Annotated in this window: 18 protein-coding genes; 12 read left to right on the top strand and 6 right to left on the bottom strand. The window is 38.8% G+C overall.

The genetic code is table 11. The features are described 5' to 3' along the window. Positions 1-48: 48 nt before the first annotated feature. The 5 genes from ALPR1_RS05945 (at position 49) to ALPR1_RS05965 (ending at position 6,097) form a co-directional block, all read left to right on the top strand. On the top strand, positions 49-585 hold the full coding sequence (locus tag ALPR1_RS05945; RefSeq protein WP_008199180.1) for a gluconate 2-dehydrogenase subunit 3 family protein: 537 nt from the start codon (positions 49-51) through the stop codon (positions 583-585). A 10-nt stretch (positions 586-595) separates the two neighbouring features. Then, positions 596-2,293, top strand: a complete 1,698-nt coding sequence (locus ALPR1_RS05950) for a GMC oxidoreductase (RefSeq protein ID WP_040303282.1) — start codon at positions 596-598, stop codon at positions 2,291-2,293. Between the two features lie 22 nt (positions 2,294-2,315). After that, positions 2,316-3,179: a sugar phosphate isomerase/epimerase family protein gene (locus ALPR1_RS05955; protein WP_008199184.1), complete on the top strand. Its 864-nt coding sequence runs from the start codon at positions 2,316-2,318 to the stop codon at positions 3,177-3,179. Positions 3,180-3,336: 157 nt separating this feature from the next. Further along, the gene (locus ALPR1_RS05960) at positions 3,337-4,605 is read left to right on the top strand and encodes an alpha/beta fold hydrolase (protein WP_008199185.1); all 1,269 of its coding nucleotides are present in this window, start codon (positions 3,337-3,339) and stop codon (positions 4,603-4,605) included. Between the two features lie 76 nt (positions 4,606-4,681). Beyond that, entirely contained in the window at positions 4,682-6,097 is a 1,416-nt protein-coding gene (locus ALPR1_RS05965) for a sulfatase (RefSeq protein WP_040303283.1), read from the top strand. On the opposite strand, the gene ALPR1_RS05970 is transcribed toward ALPR1_RS05965, so the two are convergent. Together ALPR1_RS05970 and ALPR1_RS05975 are read right to left on the bottom strand one after the other, a co-directional pair. Next, positions 6,098-6,781, bottom strand: a complete 684-nt coding sequence (locus tag ALPR1_RS05970; protein WP_008199187.1) for a response regulator transcription factor — start codon at positions 6,779-6,781, stop codon at positions 6,098-6,100. Beyond that, complete coding sequence (locus tag ALPR1_RS05975; RefSeq protein WP_008199188.1) at positions 6,778-8,298, bottom strand: sensor histidine kinase; 1,521 nt, start codon at positions 8,296-8,298, stop codon at positions 6,778-6,780. The genes ALPR1_RS05970 and ALPR1_RS05975 overlap by 4 nt, the downstream gene beginning before the upstream one ends. Positions 8,299-8,411: 113 nt before the next feature. Here ALPR1_RS05975 and ALPR1_RS05980 point away from each other — a divergent pair, with 113 nt between their 5' ends. From ALPR1_RS05980 to ALPR1_RS06000, 5 genes are all read left to right on the top strand, one after another. Continuing rightward, complete coding sequence (locus ALPR1_RS05980) at positions 8,412-9,242, top strand: GLPGLI family protein (RefSeq protein ID WP_008199189.1); 831 nt, start codon at positions 8,412-8,414, stop codon at positions 9,240-9,242. Between the two features lie 30 nt (positions 9,243-9,272). Further along, positions 9,273-11,957: a TonB-dependent receptor gene (locus ALPR1_RS05985; protein ID WP_008199190.1), complete on the top strand. Its 2,685-nt coding sequence runs from the start codon at positions 9,273-9,275 to the stop codon at positions 11,955-11,957. Between the two features lie 135 nt (positions 11,958-12,092). Continuing rightward, the gene (locus ALPR1_RS05990) at positions 12,093-13,190 is read left to right on the top strand and encodes a Gfo/Idh/MocA family protein (protein WP_008199191.1); all 1,098 of its coding nucleotides are present in this window, start codon (positions 12,093-12,095) and stop codon (positions 13,188-13,190) included. A 266-nt stretch (positions 13,191-13,456) separates the two neighbouring features. Continuing rightward, positions 13,457-14,440 carry a c-type cytochrome gene (locus tag ALPR1_RS05995; RefSeq protein ID WP_008199192.1) on the top strand — a complete coding sequence of 328 codons (984 nt, stop codon included), beginning with the start codon at positions 13,457-13,459 and terminating at the stop codon, positions 14,438-14,440. A 133-nt stretch (positions 14,441-14,573) separates the two neighbouring features. Further along, positions 14,574-15,572 (top strand): c-type cytochrome, encoded by a 999-nt coding sequence (locus ALPR1_RS06000; protein ID WP_008199195.1) that lies wholly within the window; start codon positions 14,574-14,576, stop codon positions 15,570-15,572. A gap of 1 nt (position 15,573) precedes the next feature. Here the strand turns inward: ALPR1_RS06000 and ALPR1_RS06005 are convergent, their stop codons facing one another. Continuing rightward, positions 15,574-16,668 carry a Gfo/Idh/MocA family protein gene (locus ALPR1_RS06005; protein WP_008199197.1) on the bottom strand — a complete coding sequence of 365 codons (1,095 nt, stop codon included), beginning with the start codon at positions 16,666-16,668 and terminating at the stop codon, positions 15,574-15,576. Positions 16,669-16,759: 91 nt separating this feature from the next. On the opposite strand from ALPR1_RS06005, the gene ALPR1_RS06010 reads away from it, so the two are divergent. Then, positions 16,760-17,296 (top strand): aspartyl/asparaginyl beta-hydroxylase domain-containing protein, encoded by a 537-nt coding sequence (locus ALPR1_RS06010; protein ID WP_008199199.1) that lies wholly within the window; start codon positions 16,760-16,762, stop codon positions 17,294-17,296. 47 nt (positions 17,297-17,343) lie between these two features. Here ALPR1_RS06010 and ALPR1_RS06015 read toward each other — a convergent pair whose 3' ends face one another. Continuing rightward, the gene (locus ALPR1_RS06015; protein WP_008199202.1) at positions 17,344-17,808 is read right to left on the bottom strand and encodes a hypothetical protein; all 465 of its coding nucleotides are present in this window, start codon (positions 17,806-17,808) and stop codon (positions 17,344-17,346) included. A 126-nt stretch (positions 17,809-17,934) separates the two neighbouring features. Here ALPR1_RS06015 and ALPR1_RS06020 point away from each other — a divergent pair, with 126 nt between their 5' ends. Continuing rightward, positions 17,935-19,572, top strand: a complete 1,638-nt coding sequence (locus ALPR1_RS06020) for a M28 family metallopeptidase (RefSeq protein ID WP_008199203.1) — start codon at positions 17,935-17,937, stop codon at positions 19,570-19,572. Between the two features lie 32 nt (positions 19,573-19,604). On the opposite strand, the gene ALPR1_RS06025 is transcribed toward ALPR1_RS06020, so the two are convergent. Next, positions 19,605-20,171: a mycothiol transferase gene (locus tag ALPR1_RS06025; protein ID WP_008199204.1), complete on the bottom strand. Its 567-nt coding sequence runs from the start codon at positions 20,169-20,171 to the stop codon at positions 19,605-19,607. A gap of 11 nt (positions 20,172-20,182) precedes the next feature. After that, positions 20,183-20,566, bottom strand: coding sequence for a VOC family protein (locus ALPR1_RS06030; protein WP_008199205.1), 384 nt, complete (start codon positions 20,564-20,566; stop codon positions 20,183-20,185). Between the last annotated feature and the right edge of the window lie 3 nt (positions 20,567-20,569).

The following is a 20,569-nucleotide window of genomic DNA, read 5'->3' on the forward strand; positions in this document are numbered from 1 at the left end:
TAGCTAGTTTAAGTATATTGGTAAAATTATAACCCAATCTAACCTATAATGAACCGAAGAAAGTCTCTCAAGATTCTGGGAGGAACTGCAGTTGGTATTGCCGGGCTTGTCTTGGCGGACTGGAAATGGCAGCTCCTAGACGGAATCAATCACCAAGGATTTTTTACTTTGAAGGAGGAAAAACTCATTTCCGCCATTTCAGATACTATTATTCCGGAAGGGCTACCTCCCAAAACTTCATCGCCAGATGCAAAACCAATTGGGGCGTTAAGCACCGGGACAGATGTCTACATGATGAAACTTTTTGAACATTGCTTCGAAAAGGAGGATCAGGATCAAATCAAATTACAACTGGCCAATTTGGATAAAAAAGGCTTCCTGAAAGCTTCTAAAGAAGAGAGGGAAGCGATGCTGTTAAGCTTGAAAGATTCTGAAATCGAAGCTGATCGGGAGTTTTTTGACCTGATGAAATCAGAAACGATTACAGGATTTACCACTGTGAAAGAAGTAATGGTGAATTATAGAGATTATAAAGTTGCTCCTGGTTTTTATACCGGATGTGCAGATGTTCCAACCCAAGCTTAAGTCCCCAATGATGCTACAAGATTCAAAAGAAAAAAGAACATACGATGCCATTGTTATTGGTTCTGGAGCCAGTGGTGGATGGGCAGCAAAAGAATTGACAGAGAAAGGATTGAAAACGCTCGTTCTCGAAAGAGGTCGAATGGTCAAACATATTGAAGATTATCCAACTGCTTCTAAAGCTCCTTGGGAATTTGAATTCCGAGGTGCGGTGCCTTTAGAAAAAAGGTCAGGAGTCGGTGGAGGTAGATGGTTGAGAGAAGAAACTGCCCATTGGGCATTGGCAGATGACGAACAGCCAATTATTCAAGAAAAGCCTTTTCGATGGTTTAGAGGCTATCATGTAGGAGGGAAATCTCTCCTTTGGGCTAGAGCTACGCAACGCTGGTCAGATTATGATTTTGAAGGACCTGCCAGAGATGGATTTGCTGTTGATTGGCCGATTCGTACCAAAGATCTGAACCCCTGGTATGAATATGTGGAACGCTTTGCAGGAATTGCTGGGAGTAAAGATGGATTACCTGAGCTTCCAGATTCTGAGGTGATGCCAGGTTTTGAATTGAGTTGTATAGAGAACTATTATAAAGAGCAATTGAAGGCAAATTATGGAGATAGACATTTGATTCAAGGCAGATGTGCGCATTTGACTGATCCTCAGGAAATCCATAAACAGCAAGGCAGAAATAAATGCCAACATCAGGCCATGTGTAATCGGGGTTGTGTGTATGGAGGATATTTCTCCGCCAATGCTTCGACACTTCCATGGGCAGAGAAAACAGGTAATTTAACCGTCAGACCTGATTCTGTTGTCGAATCCATTATTTATGACGATGCCAAAGGGAAAGCAACTGGAGTAAGAATCATCGACCGGCATAGCAATGAGGCAATCGAGTTTTATGCGAAAATCATCTTTGTCAATGCCTCTACCATTGCGTCCAATGCGATCTTATTGAATTCAAAATCTTCTACATTTTCTGCTGGAATAGGCAATGAAAATGGTCTTTTAGGGAAGTATTTGGCTTGCCATAATTATAGGGGGAAAGGTTATGCGACCTTCGAAGGCTTTTTGGACAAGGCTAATCTGGGAAGAAACCCTGGGCACGCTTACGTTCCAAGGTTCAGAAATGTGTTTAAGCAGGATACCGATTTCCTTAGGGGATATTCCATTGGTATGTCAGGTGGAAGAGGGATGAGTTCTGATACGAGTATGATCGGAGACGATTTGCGCGATAATTTGCTTAACCAAAAATACAATGATGTCTGGGGCTTGGCCTCCTGGATGCAAGGAGAAACTGTTCCTGTTGAGGACAATCATATGCGTTTAAGTACTGATAAAGTCGATAAATATGGAATTCCTCAAATTATCCTTTCGGTAGAATGGAAGGAAAACGACGATAAAATGGCTGCAGATTTCGTGGCTCAGCAATCAGAAATGTATGAGCGGGCAGGTTTTAAAAATATTAAAGTGGAAGATTCACATTCTGCTCCTGGCTCTGATATTCACGAAATGGGTGGTGTAAGAATGGGGAAAGACCCAAAAGATTCCTTGCTCAATGAATGGAATCAATTACATCATTGTAAGAACGTTTTTGTGACCGATGGTGCCTGCATGACCAGTACCAGTACTCAAAACCCAACTTTGACTTTTATGGCTTTGACGGCTCGTGCGGCAAACCATGCAGTAGAAGAGCTAAATAAACAGAATCTGTAAGTGATTTTCCAATCAGAATAACATGAAAAAACTAAGCATAATTATACTTGCCGTGTTGCTATCTGGCTTAATTCCCACTTTAACTTTTTCGCAACAAAAAGGTGATCCACTTCTACAGGTTCCACTCGGTGTTCAATCTTATTCCTTTAGGAACCATTGGGAAAATGGGGTGGAGTCTACTTTGGATATGATTGAGAAGATGGGATTTAAGGAGCTGGAAGGCGGAGCGCCAGGAGGTATGTCTGCAGAAGAATTTGTAAAACTTTGCGCTGCTAGAGGGATCAGTATTCCTTCTACTGGCACCGGATTCGAGCAATTGGAAGAAAACCCTGAGGCTGTAGCAGATAGAGTGAAGGCTTTGGGAGCAAAATATGTGATGGTCGCGTGGTTGCCCCATAATGGAGATTTTACCAAGGCGAATGCTGATAGGGCAATCAAAGCGTTTAATGAAGGTGGGAAAGTACTGGCAGAGAATGGGATCACCTTTATGTACCATGTGCATGGATATGAATTCCAGCCTTACGAAAACGGAACCTTATTTGACTACATAGTCAAACATACCGACCCTAAATATGTCTCATTTCAAATGGACATAATGTGGACTCATTTTGGTGGAGGTGATCCGGTGGCTTTGTTAAAGAAATATGGAGACCGTTGGGTTTCACTTCATTTAAAAGATCTTAGAAAAGGTGCACCAAAAGATATGACGGGATTGACAGGGCCAGAAAATGATGTGGTCTTAGGAACAGGTGAGTTGGATATCCCTGGGATATTGAGAGAGTCAAATAAGATCGGAATCAAACACATGTTTTTAGAGGATGAGAGCGATGAGGAATTGGTGAACCTACCTAAAAGTATTTCTTACTTGAAAAGCCTGAAATATTAATTACTGGTATTTAATTGTTCTCTTCTTTGACAGATTTTCAATAGACACTGGGAATTGATTCTTTAAATCATAGTTAAAATTTTGTAAATCATTACAAAACACTTTGATAAGCTGATTTTTAAATATAAATTTTTAGTTCATTTAAATCTCTTGTCATATGAAGAAGATACTTTTTGCGGGACTGATTTTGGTATTGAGTATAAGTTATTCACTTGAAGCCCAAGTGAAATACCAAAATGTTGAAGTAAATGGAAGCCAAATTCAAGTAAGAGTGGATGGTTTAGAGGAGAGGAAGTTTCTGCAGCCAGTAGTCATTTTTGAGGCTGGCTTGGCTGAGGAATTAAATGTTTGGGATAAGGTATTCGATCAGGTATCTGAATTTTCGCCAGTCCTTTCTTATAGTCGATCTGGCATTGGATGGTCCGAACCAATAGCAGAAGAGGTAAGCTTAGAAAGTAGGGCAAAACAGCTTCATTTATTACTTCAAGAGCTTGATATTGAGCCTCCCTATATTTTTGTGGGGAATAATTGGGGAAATGAAGTGATAAGAGAGTTTGCAGCTAAATACCCCAATCAGATCAAGGGAATGGTTTACCTCGATCCAATCATGGATTTGGATAATGTTGAAGATTTGACCGCATATCTAGAAGAGCAGGGATTGGATGGGGAGTTACTTACGCAAGAGTATCTTGAGTTCCAGAAATCTATAAAAAGTCGCTATTCCGAAGCAAATAAACAGGAAGTAGCTGCTTTTTTGGGACTTTTGGAAAAAAATAAGCTGAATTGGGAAGCTAAAGAAATTCCTTTTAAAAACTCTATTATTCTGCTGGGAAGAGGAAATGATATGTACCCTATGATGGACAAACTTTCCATGAACTCAAGAAAATTTTATCAACTTATGATCGACGGGAAAGTTGATTTTTTTGAAAAGTATACTCTTGAAAACAATAAATCTTCTTTGGTTCTAACTTCAGCCGGCATGAACTTTCTGCCTTTGCAAAGATCTTTGGAAATCACAATGGCGATCCAGCAATTAATTAATACGGATGTCAATCTATCCATAGTGTCAGCTAGTATGAATTTGAACGTGAAGGAGTTTGATGAATTTATCAATGGCTTGGAAACTTATGTTATGCCTTCGCTTTTAGATGAAAGAACTTATAATATGCTTGGCTATAGTCTGATGCGACGTGATCAATACGAAAACGCTTTAGTTTTACTTAAAAAAAATCTAGAGAAGCATCCTGAATCTGCCAATGTTTATGATTCCTATGGAGAGGGCTTGGTTGCTGTTGGGAAAGTAGAGGAGGCGATCCCAATGTTTGAAAAAGCTATAAAATTGGGTTCTCATGGTCCGCATAGGGATTTAGGGTTGTTTAAAAAGAACTTAGAAAAAAGTAAAAACCTGCTCGTAGGGAAAAAGTAATTCAATTTATTAAAATAGAATCATGGAAACTCTGGGTTTATGCCCGGAGTTTTTACTTTTGATAAACCCTATTTCTATGTACAGATTCTTAGCAAGCTGGTTGCTGTTTTCACTTGCATTTAATTCCCAAGCTCAGCATAACGATGACTTTAATGTGTTGATTATCCATGTTGATGATTTGGGCTGGGCAGATATTGAGCCTTTGGGCAGTGATTTTTATGAAACTCCCAATATTACCAAACTAGCAAAAGAGGGGATACTTTTTACTAACTCCTATGCCGCTGCTGCAATTTGTTCTCCAACAAGAGCCGCTTTATTAACCGGGAAATATCCAGCTAGGTTAGGCATTACGGATTGGATTCGGGCGAAATTCAACCAAAATTCAACTTCAGGATTACCTGGAGAATATGAGGTTTTCGAAAATAAGCCACTAAAAACGCCAAAGATTCAAGGCTTTTTGCCCTTGGAGGAAATTACAATTGCTGAGCGGATGAAAGCCCATGGATATGGAACTTTACATGTAGGAAAATGGCATTTGGGAGAAGAGGGGTTTTATCCAGAAGATCAGGGTTTTGACGTTAATATCGGAGGAAATGACTTAGGTCAACCCCCAAGCTATTTTGACCCATATCTACCAGCAAAACCGCGGGAGTTTTATGAGATCACTACTTTGAAGCCACGCAAGGAAGGTGAGTTCCTTACCGACAGAGAGGGAGATGAGGTTGTTAATTATATCCAAAATCAAAAAGGAAAGAAATTCTTTGTCCATTGGGCCCCTTATGCGGTCCATACCCCTATCATGGGGAAGCCTGATTTGGTAGAAAAATACGAGCAAAAAGAACCCGGAAATCAACGTAATCCGGTTTATGCGGCTCTAGTAGAAAGTGTGGATCAGAATGTAGGGAAAGTGCTTTCTGAGTTGGAAAGGATGGGTTTGAGAGAAAATACTTTGGTGATTTTTACTTCCGATAATGGAGGATTGATCGGGAATTATGATAATCCAATCACCAATAATTACCCCCTAAAATCTCAAAAGGGATATCCTTACGAAGGAGGGATCAGAATTCCTACTATTGTTAGCTGGCCAGGAAAAATCCCACAAGGTTTTGTTGATGAAACTCCCATTATTACTATGGATTGGATTCCTACTATTTTGGATTTTATGGGAGAAGACCCAACTTTACCTGAACTGGAAGGGGTAAGCCTTAAGCCGCTTTTGACAGAAAGAAAGGACTTAGCTGAAAGAGATTTATTTTGGTATTTTCCTCATTACAGGCTTTCCGATATCAGTCCTTATGTGATTGTTAGATCTGGTGGGTATAAATTGATCCATTACTTTGATGATACCCAGGATGAGCTCTATAACCTGGATTATGATATGGAGGAAAAAGTAAACGTGATTTCGACAAGAGGAGCCATCGCAGAGCAATTACAGCAAAAAATTGATCAGTGGTTGGTATATTCTAATGCGAGACTTCCCATCGAGAAATAATTAGCAAACCAGCTTATAACCATAGCCACGGATATTCAGGATTTGGATTTCCGGGTCCTTCTGTAGCTTCTTACGTAATTTGGTGATAAAAACGTCCATGCTTCGAGCATTGAAAAAGTCGTCATTTCCCCAAATTTTGGTAAGGATTAAACTTCGGTCTGAAATGTCATTTTGGTTCTCGAGTAATATTTGGAGTAGTTGAGTCTCTCGAGCAGTTAAGGGAGTCTCATTCTCTTCAAATTTTAATAATTGGCGAGTAGGGTGAAACTCAAATTTCCCAATAGGAAGCCAGTCACTTTGTTGGTTTTTCAGCTGTCTTCTATCCAGTTGTGCATGGATTCTTACTATGAGTTCTTCCATGCTAAATGGTTTCCTGACGTAATCATTTCCTCCGTGCCCAAATCCTTTTACTACATCTTCGGTTTGTCCTTTAGAGGTAAGGAAAATGATAGGAGTAAAGGGGTCAATTTTTCTGATTTGCTCAGCTAAAGTAAACCCATCTTTTTTGGGCATCATCACATCAAGCACCAAAACTTCTGGCTGCTCACTTTTATACTTTTCCCAGGCAATTTCTCCATTGGAACAAAGGATAACCTTAAAGTCTCGGCTTTCTAAACTTTCTTGAATGATCGTTCCTAAGGCGATTTCATCTTCGGCAAGTAAGACAGTTGTTTTCTCGTTCATGGCCAAGCTGTGATAAATGAAGTGCTGTTTTTAGAAGTTTGCAGACTGATTTTTCCATCATGCTTTTCAAGAATCTTTTTCACATAATACAAGCCAATCCCAAAGCCTTTTACATCATGTAGGTTGCCTTGAGGGATTCTGTAAAACTGCTCAAAAATACGATCTCTTTGTTCTGAGGTGATTTTCCCGCCATTGTCCCAAACTTTAATTATGGTTTGTTCTGATTGCTGCAAACATATTCGGATTTGATCACCTCCATATTTTAAGGCATTATCGATGAGGTTTGAAATGGCATTTTCAAAATGAAAGGCGTCAATACAGACCGGTTTAATATAAGAGGGAACCTCTAGATCAATGCTTTTTTCAGGGGCTAAGGTCTGATATTTTTGGAGAAGCGAACGAAGAATTGGTACCACGTCAGTTTCCTCTTTTTGAAGCATCAGTTGCTCGGAATCAAGTGTGGCTGTTTCTAATAATTTTTCCACCATATTATTCAACTTATGGAGTTGAACTTTAGATATTCCCAGGTATCTTTTATTCTTTTCAGGATCGTTGTTAGGGTTGAATTGCTCGATGCCTTCTATTGCTGAAAGTGTGGTGGCAATCGGAGTTTTAAACTCATGAGTAATATTTGAAATCAAGTCTTGTTTAATCTCAGCTACTTCTTTTTGATTTCTAATTGTTCTATACAAAAAATATAAGGCATAAGAGATAATTCCTAAAAATGTAATGGAAGTGAGGATTTCAAAGATTCCTCTTTTGACAAGATTCAATGCTGTGTTTTCAAAATACAATTCCAGGGTCTCACCTCTTGGTAAAAAAGTAGATTTTGTCACTGTTTTAAATGGCATTTCCTGCAGGTCTGGGTAATTGTAAGAACCAGCAATAGTGTCTTTGGCAAGGTGAAGCAGGCCGTAATTGATGTTTATCCCCTTTCTATCTAAGTCAGCTTGAAAGAGGTCGTTTATCTTTTCAAAATTAAGTGAGTCTCTGGTGATAGAAATGATGATGGTATTTGTCAACATTTTAAGGTGTCTTATACTATCTGCTGATTCCAAGCCTCTGAAAATATTGATTTGATTTTCTTTGTCGACAGCTTTATTTGTCAGTGAGTCAAAATTTAATTGGGTGGAAATAGACGAAAAGCTTAAGCTATCATTGGTAGACCAACTCGCATGAAGAGAATCGATTCCTTCCATGCCTTCAAGGGTTTTAAGTACGATTTTACTTTTGCCTATCCGGTTAAAAAAATTAAGTGAGTTATTTTCAAGTCCATCGTTTCCTGAGGAATCACTTTTTTCTAAAAATTCACTTTCTGTCAGTGTGACTACATCAGTTTTGGCTAAATCAGCAAAATATGCCTCCAAGGCATTGTCCAGACTGACTTGGATATCCTTCGTCAATTGGGTCTCAATTTGTTTAAACTGAGAAATATTTCTATAGATCTGCACTCCAATGGAAACCACCAAAGTGAAGGCTATCAAAATACCTATACGCTTGAATTGCAGCTTTTTCACGATGCTAAATTAGGAGCAAAGAATTTGAAAACCCGAATGTTAACACTCGTTAACACTGCTTAACGCAGTTGTTTTACTTGATTCTATTCATTTGTATCAAAGAAAAACACGCTATGAAAACCAAAATTTTACTTCTCGGATTTATTGTTTTAATGAGTTTTGTCGGAACGACAAATGCTCAAGGATTAACAGGTAGAGCCTATTACAAATCATCTTCCAATATCAAGATTTCCATGGATAGCAGCAAAATGGCTCCAGATGCAATGGCAGATATTCAGCGTCAGTTGAAAAAACAAATGGAAAAGGAATATGTCTTGACTTTTACCCAAGGGGAATCGAATTGGAAGCAAGCAGAAAGTTTGGGCTCTGGGCCAGCATCAGCTTCTTCTAGCGGCGCTATGGTCGTCATCAATACCGGTAGCAGCGATTTGGTATTGTATAAAAACCTTTCAGATCAAACTTACCTAAAAGAGGAGGATCTCATGGGTAAAGAGTTTTTAGTGAATGATAAGCTGAAACTTTATGATTGGGAGCTTACAGGAGAGACTAAAAAAATCGGAAACTACGAATGTCAGAAAGCAACCTATTCGAAAATTGTAGATAGCAAACGCTTTTCAACCGGTATGGAAGAGATGGAAGTCGTGAAAGATACCATCAAGGTAGAGGCTTGGTTCACATCGCAAATCCCGGTCAGTCATGGACCATCTGAATATTGGGGTTTACCAGGTTTGATTTTGGAGCTTCAAAACAATGGCAGCACATTGATTGCCGAAAAAATTGTGTTGAACCCAGAAGAGCCTGTTGAAATAATCATTCCAAAAAAAGGGAAAGAAATGAGTAGTGAGGATTACCGTGCTTTGGCAGATGAGAAGATGGAAGAAATGATGAAAAAGTACTCAGGTAAGTCTGGGGAGCATCAGATGATGATCAAAATCGGTAATTAAAAGTCTTTAAATCAAGAAAACTAAACCAACATGAAATTGATTTTTAGGACTTTAACAGGAGTGATTCTTTTGTGTTTGATGTCTTTTTCCGCTTTTTCCCAGACCAAGAATCTAGTAGGCCAAGTATTGGATTCCTTAAATCAGCCCATTAGCTATGCCAATGTGGTGGCAGTGAATCAGAGTACCCAGAAAATTGGCGCATTTGCAATTACCAATGGAGAAGGTAGATTCAAGCTTGCTCTGGCACCTGGTTCAGAATATTTGCTTCGAATTTCATTTGTTGGATACAAGCAATTTGAACGGGTATTTACAGAATGGTCTCCTGATGAACCTATCCAGGTGGTTTTGTCTACTGATGAAACTATGCTGGATCAAATTGAAGTGGTGACTGAACTACCTGTAACGATGCAGGGTGATACCCTGACTTACAAAACTGATGCTTTTACTACCGGTACAGAGAGAAAGCTCAAAGATGTGCTGGATAAACTTCCCGGATTCGAAGTGGATGAAGATGGGGGCGTAAAAGTTCAGGGGAAAAAGGTGGACAAGGTCATGGTGGATGGGAAGAATTTCTTCGATGGAGACACTAAATTGGCCACTAAAAATCTTCCTGCCAATGCGGTGGACCGAGTTCAGGTACTGAAGAATTTCAATGAAGTTTCGCCGATTCGAGGTCTAGATAATAATGAGTCTTTGGCATTGAATATTCAGTTGAAAGATGGGAAGAAAAGAATGGTTTTTGGTGATTTGACAGCTGGTGGTGGACCAAAAGAAAGGTATTTGGGCCATGCCAATGCATTTTACTATTCCCCAAAATTAAATTTGAATTTAATCGCTGATGCAAATAATGTTGGGGAGTTGCCATTCACCTTACAGGACTACTTCCGGTTTAGTGGAGGAATGTCAGGCCTAGCAACAAGGACAGGATCTTCTATTTCTCTTAGTGGGGAAGATATGGGTATTCCAATGGCACAAAGAAATAATGCGGCCTCCTTAGAAACTGCTTTGGGAGCATTTAATTTAAATTACCACCCAAGTTCTAAATGGAGGCATTCTGGGTTTATCATTGGTTCCACCTCTGAGAATAAATTGGGAAGCAATTCTCAACGAACCTATCTCCGTAACGATGAAAATAATCAGGAAAATCTGAGTACTGCGAGTACTGTGGAAAATGCTTCCGGCTTAATGAAATATGCGGTGACCTATACTCCAAAAGAGGAAACCTATGTGAAGTATTCAGTTTTTGGAAAAGTATCCGATATTCAGAATAGAAATATCATGGATTCTGATTTTGGGAATTTTCGTCAGCAGATCAATAATCTTCAATCCAGAAGGCCTTACAGTGTTCAACAAAAGGCAGAATGGTATCATGCGCCTTCGGAGAAAAGGGTTTTTTCCATGGAACTGAACTGGGAGAAAAAGTACCAGGATCCGCTGTATGACCTAACCACAAATCAGCAACCTTTTGTAGGATTGCTTCCGGTTATGGATAGTGAATCTTACCGATTTCTACAGCAGCAGGAAGTTCATTCGAGAGTGTTGGAGGGTTCTTTTAACTACTACCATATTCTTAATGCCACGAATCATTTGAATTGGAATCTAGGATATACCAATACGAAACAGGAGATGATTTCTGGTTTGAACCAGATTTTGCCTAACTCAGAATCTTCCTTTCCTGAATTTTCAAATGACAATCGATTTGGAATCCAGGATGCTTATTTGGGGATGACCTATAAAACCAAATGGAAAGATTTTATCCTGAGCCCTTCGGTTTTTGCTCATCGCTATACTTGGCAGGATATTCAGTTTGAAGATAAGAATGAGGTTGAAAAGTTCTTGCTTTTGCCCGGTATGTATGCCAAATGGGCTATTAAATCAAATCGGTCATTGGTATACCGATTCCAGCAAACAGCGAGTTTTATGGATATTCAAAAGCTTGCCGAGGGATATGTGATTCAAGACTATAATTCCATTTTTACTGGTAATCGGATGTTGGATAATGGACTTTTTTCAAATCATTCACTGTTTTATTCCCATTATGATTTCTTTTCTTCATTAAATATGTATGGGACAGTGAATTGGCAGCGAAAGAAGAATGATTTGGTGAATACCACTGATTTCCGAGGCATCAATCGGATTCTAACCGTGATGAATATTGAGCCGGTTAATGAGACTTTGAATGGAAATTTCAATGTAGATAAGAAATTCAACACTTTTAAAATGAGTGCTGGTGGTGGTTGGAATTCCTTCACTACCAACAACCTGATCAATGATGTAGTCAATCAGAACAAGCAATTTTCTCAGAATTATCATGTAAAAGGGACAACCACCTTTTTCAAAAAAGTTGAGGTGGATTTGAGCTATACATTTGCAACAAATAAATACCAAGGGCAAAGCACTCAAAACACTTTCAATACCCATACGCCAAAAATCGAAGTGGACTGGGATATATGGAAAGGTTTAAAATTGAATGCGGACTATGCTCTGAATACCTATAATAACAAAGGGTCAGAAACCCAAAGTGAATTCGATTTTCTAAATGCTTTTTTGAGCTATCAGGGAAAGTCTAGCCCTTGGGAGTTTAGGATTTCAGTGTGGAATATCTTGGATACACGATCTATTCGAAGAGATAGCTTCACTGATAACCTGATCAGTACCTATTCTTACCTAGTCCAGCCAAGGTATGGATTACTTACAGTAAAGTGGGATATTTAACATAAAGAGGACTTTGATAGAGTCCTCTTTTTTTTGTTTATAAGTTTAGGCTGAGGTCAAACCATTTGCAAAGGCGATTTTTTCATTTAAATTGATGGTTGTCAAATTTTTATAATTCCACCAAATGTAGATTTTATGAAACTTATATCTAGAAGAGATTCGATTAAAGGCATTTCCTTAGCTGCTGGAGCAAGTTTGATTTCCCCTTTTTCCTTGATGGGTAAAACAACAAAAAGAGATAGGTTGGGAGTGGCACTGGTTGGGCTGGGCTATTATAGTACTGATTTATTGGCTCCAGCTCTTCAACAAACAGAAAACTGCTATTTGGCGGGAATTGTAACTGGGACACCCACGAAAATACCTGTCTGGAAAGCAAAATATGGTATTCCAGATTCCAATGTTTACAATTATGAGAATTTTGATACAATTGCTGAAAACCCAGATATAGATGTGATATATGTGGTATTACCACCTTCCATGCATAAAGAATATGTCATTAGAGCAGCAAAGGCTGGTAAACATGTTTGGTGCGAAAAGCCGATGGCTGTGACCGCCGATGAATGTCAAGCTATGATTGATGCCTGTAATGAAAATGGAGTGAAATTATCGATAGGTTATCGCTGTCAACATGAACCCAATACTCAGGCCTTCCAAAAAATTGTAGCAAATAAAGAGTTGGGAAATGTCTTGAATGTAGATTGTGCAGCTGGCTATAGAGAGAATAGAACCGATCATTGGAAGCAAAAGCGTGAGATGGGTGGGGGAGTGATTTATGATATGGGAGTATATTCTATCCAAGGTGCAAGATTAGGAACGGGGATGGAACCCTTGGCTGTAAAAGCCGCAAAAGTATGGGCCGAAAGACCAGAGATATATAAGGATGGATTGGGTGAAATAGTAGAAGCGCAATTAGAGTTTCCTAACAATGTCATGGCTACCATTAAAACCTCCTTTTTTGAGAATACCAATTTCCTAAACATACAATGTGAAAAAGGGAAAATAGAAATGGCACCATTCTCTGGTTACAATGGGAACAAGGGCAAGAGTCCGCTAGGTGAAATTAATTTTCCTTACTCGATTCCAAGTCAGCAGGCATTTCAAATGGATCATGATGCTACTTCCATTATGGAAGATCAACCTGTTTTAGTTCCTGGTGAAGAGGGACTTAGAGATATTAGAGTTGTTCAGGCAATACTAAAATCTGCTGAAACAGGAATGCGGGTTGCACTTTAAATTCTAAAAAAATCATCAAACCACCGCCTCTATTCATTTGGAGGCGGTTTTTTTTATTTCTTTTTGATAACTAAAAATAATACAATGGTTAATTGAAAAATTATATTTAACTTATTGATATATATATTAAACTGTACTTCAGATAGTTAAAAACGATTTATGAATTACGGTATTGGCTTTTTTTCGGTTAATGATTGATTTTTCTGTGACAGCATTTCATTACACAAAGAGTTTTTAAATGAATTGACCACCATTTTAAAGATCTAATGAAAAAATTCGTAAAAATTTTCGTGGGACTGATTGGCTTTATAGCCTTAATTATCTTGTGTTTTGTGGCTTTTGTGTTTTTAAAGTGGGATAAGAAATACGATGCACCTTATCCTGAATTGGCTGCTACGCAAGATTCTACATTGATTGCCAGAGGCAAATATCTGGTATATGGTCCAGCACATTGTGCAGGTTGCCATAATACAACGGAAAGGATGCTTAGAGTAGATCAAGGAGAAGATTTAACTCTAATTGGAGGTGCAGAGTTTGTATTTGAGCCTGGGGTGATAAGGTCTCGAAATCTTACTCCAGATATGGAGACGGGTATTGGGAAATTGACTGATGGAGAAGTAGCGCGGGTTATGAGGAATTCGATTGGTGCAGATGGAAGACCGATTTTTCCGCTAATGCCATTTCAGAATATGTCTGATGAAGATGTAGTTGCGATTTTATCGTATTTAAGATCTCAGGAACCAGTCAATCATTTTGTCAAACCAACCGAATACAGTTTTATGGGAAAAGCAGTTCTTGCCCTCGGATTGATAAAGCCAGAAGGTCCAGCGGGAACTCCTCCGAAATCAATTAAAATAGAACCCTCAGAAGTTTATGGGAAGTATTTGGCTAATTCGGTAGCCAATTGCGTGGGTTGCCACTCGCCAAGAGACCTGATGAGTGGTGAATTTATCGGGCCTAAGTTTAGTGGAGGGTTGGAGTTTGAAGAAGTTCCTGGAGCCTTGTTTGTGACTCCTAACCTTACTCCTGATCCTGAAACAGGAATCATAGCAAATTGGTCAGAAGAAGCTTTTGTAGAAAGGTTTAAAGCCGGAAGAGTTTATGAACATTCTCCTATGCCTTGGGGCAGTTTTGCAAGAATGAGCGAGGTGGATTTAAGAGCCATCTTCCGTTACCTCAAGGCTTTGGAACCAGTGTCTAATAAGGTAGAAAAAACACAATATATGCTGGAAGTAGGAGGATCTAATTAAATATTAAAAACCTCCAATCCTTTTAAAAAACAACATCTTTCTTTTTACACCGTACCAATTCCTGATTTTCAGGAACAGAAATCCTATTGCCTAAAAATTATGTAAAGTTTTAATCATTTAATCCTTTTGCCATATGAAAAATCTATTAGGAGTGACCGTAGTATTAGTTGGTGTGGCATTAACAGTTTTAATTTTTTTAATGCTATTCGTTCAAACAAATTGGGATAAAAAATATGAAAGTCCTTACCCAGATTTGCGCGCAAGTACCGATTCCACCATCATCGCCAGAGGCAAGTATCTTGTTTACGGTCCTGCACATTGTGCAGCATGTCATTCTGGAGCAGAGGATTATGAAGCAATGGAATCTGGCGAGCAAGTTCCATTAAGGGGAGGTGAGGTGTTTATTATGAAAATAGGGAAGATTGTTGCGAGGAATTTGACGCCTGATGAAGAAACAGGGATCGGTAGACTTTCTGATGGGGAAATAGCAAGGGCAATGAGAGATGCAATAGGGCATGATGGGAGAGTTTTACCAGCTTTTATGCCATTTAAATTGATGACAGATGAAGACGTGATTGCTGTAATTTCTTTTCTGAGATCTCAAAAAGGAGTCAACAATAATATTCCTGATCCGGAATATTCAAGGATTGGAAAGTGGCAATTGAGCACAGGAAAGTACCAGCCAAGAAAAATTGAGGGAGAACCTTTAAAATCCATGAAGCGCGAAGCGACGGCTGTTTATGGAGAGTATTTGGTGAATAGTGTTGCGAATTGCGTTGGTTGCCATTCGTTAGCTACTATCAAATATGGGGTAAAGGAGTTTGATATAGCACCGCTTTCAGGAGGAGTCAATTTTGGAGGAAAGGATATCAACAATTTCAGATTTATCACTCCTAATCTCACTCCTGAAAAGCAAACAGGAATCATTGCAAATTGGGATGAAGAAACTTTTGTCAACCGGATTAAAGCTGGAAGAGTCTATGAGTATTCACCTATGCCTTGGGGGAATTTTTCAAGAATGGATGAAGTAGACATCAGAGCTATTTATCGGTATTTAAAGTCGGTCAAACCTGTTGCCCATAAAATTGAAAAAACAGTTTATGCTCCAGGGGAGGCTATGCCTGATTTTTAATCTATTTGAGGAAAACTGTTTTGTGGGTTTTAGAACTTTTTACAGCAGCTTCAAGAATTTCTACAACAATTTGATTGTTTTCCAAGGAGCTTAAATCAAAAGGTGAAAGAGTTATTTCTCCTCTAATCACTGATTTGAAGAATGTGAAAGGATCATCAAACGGTGCTTCTCTTTTATCAAACTTTAAAGTTTCTTCATCAAATCCATCATAGCCTTCTGCCATTCGTATCCTTAATGTTTTGCCGTTATCAGCAAACAAGGCGCCTGTCATGCCATAAATTTCCATGTCTTTTCTACCAATAGGCCAGTTCCAAGAGGGTTCTAAAATCACTTGTGAATCTTCGTATGTAAGAATTATTGTTGCATCATCATCTACTTTGGGGTTGTTCTCTTCCTGCAACTGCTGCGTCACAGCTGTTACTGAAATCGGTCTCTCACCTTTGTGAAGCCAAGTAGATAGATTAGCGCCATAACAACCAAAATCGATAATGGCTCCACCGCCATTAAGCTTTGGGTCAGTTAGCCATTCAAGGAATTCGTCACTAACACCAATGTTTTTCGGTCCTCTATGACCATCACGGACAATTAATTTTCGCATCTCACCGATTTCTCCTTCCTCTAAAATTTCTTGAGCTTTTTCCACGGAAGGATACCAGGTGGTTTCATAATTGGTTATCAGATGGATTTGGTGTTTTTTGGCTAATGCAGCCATTTTCTCAGCATGATCCACACTTACTGCCAATGGTTTTTCTACCATGACATGCATCCCCTTTGGTGCTGCAGCCTCCACAACAGCCAAATGGTCGAAAATATTTCCAAAAGCCGTGACTGCTTCTGGTTTGGTAGCTGTGAGCATTTCTTCCAAATCATCAAAGACCAAATCCATAGAAATCCCATATTGACTTGTGAGCCTTTCGGCAAGTTCTTTATTGGGTTCAGCGATACCTACAATCTCTATATCTGCTCTTTTATTTGCATCCAAAATCCACCCGACATGTCCATGAGTCAGTCCTGCGACTCCAACTCGTAATATATCTTGGGGAAAAGCTAGGTTGACAGAACTTAAAAAGATTAGTACAAAGAGGAAGTGTCGCATGAGTTTCAATGTTAATTGATTCAAAATTTGGACAAAAGGGATTGAAAACACAAATGATTTAGTTTCTTTGGTATGTTTCGTTTAAAATAAAATGGTGCAGAAAGACAGGGTAAAATTGCCATTCCATTTCGATGTAGTTAAACTCCAAAAAGAAGTGGAAGCGCTTGATCAAGTAGGATGGATCGGACACTTTGTCAAACAAAATTATAATGGGGATTGGTCAGTCATCCAATTGACTGCGCAAGAGGGGAGAGATCATCCGATTTTAATGGCTTCTGCCATTCCCAACGGAGAGAAATTTGTTCCAACTCCCTACTTAAAATTTTGCCCCTACATTTCTTCTATTCTCGATATTTTTTTATGTGAAAAATCTTCTGTTAGGCTAATGAAATTGACAGCTGGTTCAGAGATTAAAAAACATCAGGATTACGATTTAGATGAAAAGGAAATAAGAATTCATATACCTGTTTTCACCAATGAAAAAGTTATTTTTTCTGTAAATAATCTTCCTGTCAAAATGAAGGAAGGAGAGTGCTGGTATTTAAGACTATCTGATCCACATCAAGTGGAAAATAATGGCGAAAATGACCGAATCCATCTTGTCATGGATTTGGTTTTGAATGATTGACTTAGGGAAATTTTAGAATTGGCTGGGGATCAAGTCAATTAGTAGTTTTAACTTCTAATCCATTTTTTCATTTTAGGGAAAGTCTCATAATCACACAGCTCCATCCATACTAATAAGGGTAAGCCTCTGTATTGACCATTGGTGTATTCCATGATCAACATTTCCGAATCTCCTTTGTAGCCATCCGGATGAAAAACTACTTCTGGAGGAAGTCCCAAATGAACAAGTGCAGCATATGTCCAACACATGACTCCCATTTCATTATCTTGGCCGGGAGGTCTAAATTCTTTTACATTGCCGGCAATCGTTTCTTTTTCTTCTTTGGTCATCAGTGCGATATGACCTGCTTCGTGTAATAAATCACCCGGATATTTGAGCTTTTCAGGGTCGTAAAATAAAGTGCCCTTATCGATCTTAAGTCCAGGAAGAAAAGTGCTGTCATCAAGAGTTGAGCTGACTGTAGGAATTCCTATTTCCTTTAAAAATGAAAGGATTTGATCTTGGTAATTCATTGATTTTTTAAAAGTGTTGGATAGCGAAGATATTAGAAATTTTATCGGAGGAAAATGAAAGATTAGAAAAGTGAAAAATCTTTCCCCAAATAATGTAAATTTAGAAATACCCAACCTCCTTAAAATATGCGAAACCCAACTTTATTGATTCTATTTGGAATCCTTTTATTCGTGAGTTGCAATAATTCCGAAAAGTCAGAGTATACATTTCAAATATCAGATCTCGAACCCCAACTGATCAAACTTTCCTCAGATGAATTTATGGGAAGAATGCCTTTTACTGAAGGAGAAGAAATAACTACTGATTACTTGGAAAGTGAATTCAAATCCTTGGGGCTAGAGCCAGGAAATGGAGATTCTTATTTTCAAGATGTTCCTTTGGTTTCTATTAACACCATTCCTGCTTCAGAGATGACCGTCAGCTCAGCGATCGAGAGCGTCAGTTTTGAAGGTTTAAAAGATTATGTGCTTTGGACTCAGCGAACAGATACCCTCGTGAGTTTTGAAAATGCTGAAATGGTATTTGCTGGTTTTGGAATAGTCGCCCCCGAATATGGATGGGATGATTATAAAAATATCGATGTAAAGGATAAAATAGTAGTGGTTTTAGTCAATGATCCAGGCTTTGGAACAGAAGATGAATCCTTTTTTAAAGGGAATACCATGACTTATTATGGTCGCTGGACTTACAAATATGAAGAGGCTATCAGGCAAGGTGCCTTGGGTTGTTTGATCGTTCATAACACCATTCCGGCAGGTTATGGGTTTAATGTAGTGCAGGGAAAATGGAATGCACCAATTTTATATCTGGATGAAAGAGGGACAGAAAATTATAAACCAGCTTTTGAAGGTTGGGTGACTTTACCTACCGCCAACAAGCTTTTTGAAATGGCTGGTTTGGAAGGAAGAGAATTGCTTTCGAAAGCTAGAAAAGCTGATTTCCAAGCAATCCCAATGAACCTAAAAGCGAGTTCATCAATGAAGGTGGTTTCAGAGTACAATGTTTCCAAAAACGTTATCGCCAAAATAACTGGTGCAAGTAAGCCAGATGAAGTGATTGTATATACGGCCCATTGGGATCATTTCGGAATTGGTGCTCCTGATGAAACAGGTGATAGTATTTACAATGGGGCATTAGATAATGCCTCGGGAACTGCTGCTCTTTTAGCTTTGGCAAAGGCATTTAAAACTGATCCACTACCTGAAAGAACGGTCGTGTTTTTAGCAGTCACAGCTGAGGAACAGGGATTATGGGGTTCTGCGTATTATGCACAGCATCCGATTTACCCAAAAGAAAATACAGTAGCCAATATTAATATGGATGGAATTAATCCTTATGGAAAGATGAAAGATGTTTCTCTTATTGGAATGGGGCAATCGGAGATGGAAGATTTATTGAATGTGGAGTTGGAAAAAGTAGGTAGATATGCTGCTCCTGACCCGACACCTTCTGCAGGATATTATTTCAGGTCAGACCATTTCAATTTTGCCAAGATCGGAGTGCCGGCTCTTTATTTTACTAATGGTATTGATCATTTTGAAAAGGGTAAGGAATATGGGAAAGAAATGGAAGAGGAATATGTGCGGAAGTATTATCACAATCCTTCCGATGAATATGATCCTTCACGTTGGAATTTGGAAGGGGCAGTTGACGACGTGCAACTTCTTTATGAAGTGGGTAAAAACTTGGCTAATTCTGATACTTGGCCGAAATGGAAACCGAGCTCAGAATTTAGGGCAATTCGTGAAAGTTATATGAAATAAAAAAGAGGCAGCTTCAAGCTGCCTCTTTTGATTTACTGTGGTAGTCTTGACCGAATCAAAGCAATTTGCCCCATATGATTGGACTGATGTTCCATGACGTGAAACCAAGCCCAGAAATTATTCATTTTGGTCCCTTTTCTTTTAGAGTCAAACCATTTGTCGTCTTTCTCTTTTAAAAGGTCTTTAGTGTCGGCTCTTACTTGATCCCAGATTTCAAAGTAGTAGGAAATTGGCTTCCCTTTAAATTCCTCTCTAGCATTTTCTCCCAGCATTAACCCAGTCATCCACTCTTCCTCTTCAGCCTCATTAAATTCTCGGTTTTCGAAAGTGTATACCTGATAGAATTTTTCTGTAGCTGCCAAATGCATGATCATAGCACCTATTCTATTCGCTTGATCATCTAACAGAAAATCTACCTGTTCTTGATTCATATTTAACGTGATCCGGTGAATTCTTCCTTTGATATCATCCAGCATGGCAACCATATTTCCAATGTCATGTGAATAGCCTTTTGGTGGGCTTATTTGTTGAGCAAAAGAAGAATTGAATGCCAGCATAGCCACGATTAATGGAAGGGCGTAAGTTGTTAATTTTTTCATATGATAATTTTTTAAATTGTTAGTTCAATTGCATTTCCTTCGGGATCAAGAATGACACTTTCGAAGTAGCCATCGCCCGTTAGTCTAGGCTCGCCCACCACTTCATAGCCAGCATCTTTTATTGTTTTGGTAAGAGAGATGACTCGTTCCTTGCTTCCTGTACTGATTGCAATATGAGTAAAACCAAATGAGTTATTCCTGTTTTTACTCTCTTCAATAGCAGGTTTATGCATTAACTCTATTCTTGCTCCCGATTCAAATGATAGGAAATAAGAAGTGAAATTCTTTGTTGGGTTATGGTATTTTTCTCCAGATTTCATTTCGAAAAATTGCATATAAAATGCTTTCATCTTCTCCAAATCCGAAACCCAAATTGCTAAATGCTCTAAGTTCATATT

It is taken from the genome of Algoriphagus machipongonensis (assembly GCF_000166275.1).
Lineage (GTDB): Bacteria > Bacteroidota > Bacteroidia > Cytophagales > Cyclobacteriaceae > Algoriphagus > Algoriphagus machipongonensis.

Excerpts from the sequence above, each read along its gene's own strand:
- ALPR1_RS05945 (WP_008199180.1), top strand. The coding sequence starts at position 49 with ATGAACCGAAGAAAGTCTCTCAAGATTCTGGGAGGAACTGCAGTTGGT.
- ALPR1_RS05950 (WP_040303282.1), top strand. The coding sequence starts at position 596 with ATGCTACAAGATTCAAAAGAAAAAAGAACATACGATGCCATTGTTATT.
- ALPR1_RS05955 (WP_008199184.1), top strand. The coding sequence starts at position 2,316 with ATGAAAAAACTAAGCATAATTATACTTGCCGTGTTGCTATCTGGCTTA.
- ALPR1_RS05960 (WP_008199185.1), top strand. The coding sequence starts at position 3,337 with ATGAAGAAGATACTTTTTGCGGGACTGATTTTGGTATTGAGTATAAGT.
- ALPR1_RS05965 (WP_040303283.1), top strand. The coding sequence starts at position 4,682 with ATGTACAGATTCTTAGCAAGCTGGTTGCTGTTTTCACTTGCATTTAAT.
- ALPR1_RS05970 (WP_008199187.1), bottom strand. The coding sequence starts at position 6,781 with ATGAACGAGAAAACAACTGTCTTACTTGCCGAAGATGAAATCGCCTTA.
- ALPR1_RS05980 (WP_008199189.1), top strand. The coding sequence starts at position 8,412 with ATGAAAACCAAAATTTTACTTCTCGGATTTATTGTTTTAATGAGTTTT.
- ALPR1_RS05985 (WP_008199190.1), top strand. The coding sequence starts at position 9,273 with ATGAAATTGATTTTTAGGACTTTAACAGGAGTGATTCTTTTGTGTTTG.
- ALPR1_RS05990 (WP_008199191.1), top strand. The coding sequence starts at position 12,093 with ATGAAACTTATATCTAGAAGAGATTCGATTAAAGGCATTTCCTTAGCT.
- ALPR1_RS05995 (WP_008199192.1), top strand. The coding sequence starts at position 13,457 with ATGAAAAAATTCGTAAAAATTTTCGTGGGACTGATTGGCTTTATAGCC.
- ALPR1_RS06000 (WP_008199195.1), top strand. The coding sequence starts at position 14,574 with ATGAAAAATCTATTAGGAGTGACCGTAGTATTAGTTGGTGTGGCATTA.
- ALPR1_RS06005 (WP_008199197.1), bottom strand. The coding sequence starts at position 16,668 with ATGCGACACTTCCTCTTTGTACTAATCTTTTTAAGTTCTGTCAACCTA.
- ALPR1_RS06010 (WP_008199199.1), top strand. The coding sequence starts at position 16,760 with ATGGTGCAGAAAGACAGGGTAAAATTGCCATTCCATTTCGATGTAGTT.
- ALPR1_RS06015 (WP_008199202.1), bottom strand. The coding sequence starts at position 17,808 with ATGAATTACCAAGATCAAATCCTTTCATTTTTAAAGGAAATAGGAATT.
- ALPR1_RS06020 (WP_008199203.1), top strand. The coding sequence starts at position 17,935 with ATGCGAAACCCAACTTTATTGATTCTATTTGGAATCCTTTTATTCGTG.
- ALPR1_RS06025 (WP_008199204.1), bottom strand. The coding sequence starts at position 20,171 with ATGAAAAAATTAACAACTTACGCCCTTCCATTAATCGTGGCTATGCTG.
- ALPR1_RS06030 (WP_008199205.1), bottom strand. The coding sequence starts at position 20,566 with ATGAACTTAGAGCATTTAGCAATTTGGGTTTCGGATTTGGAGAAGATG.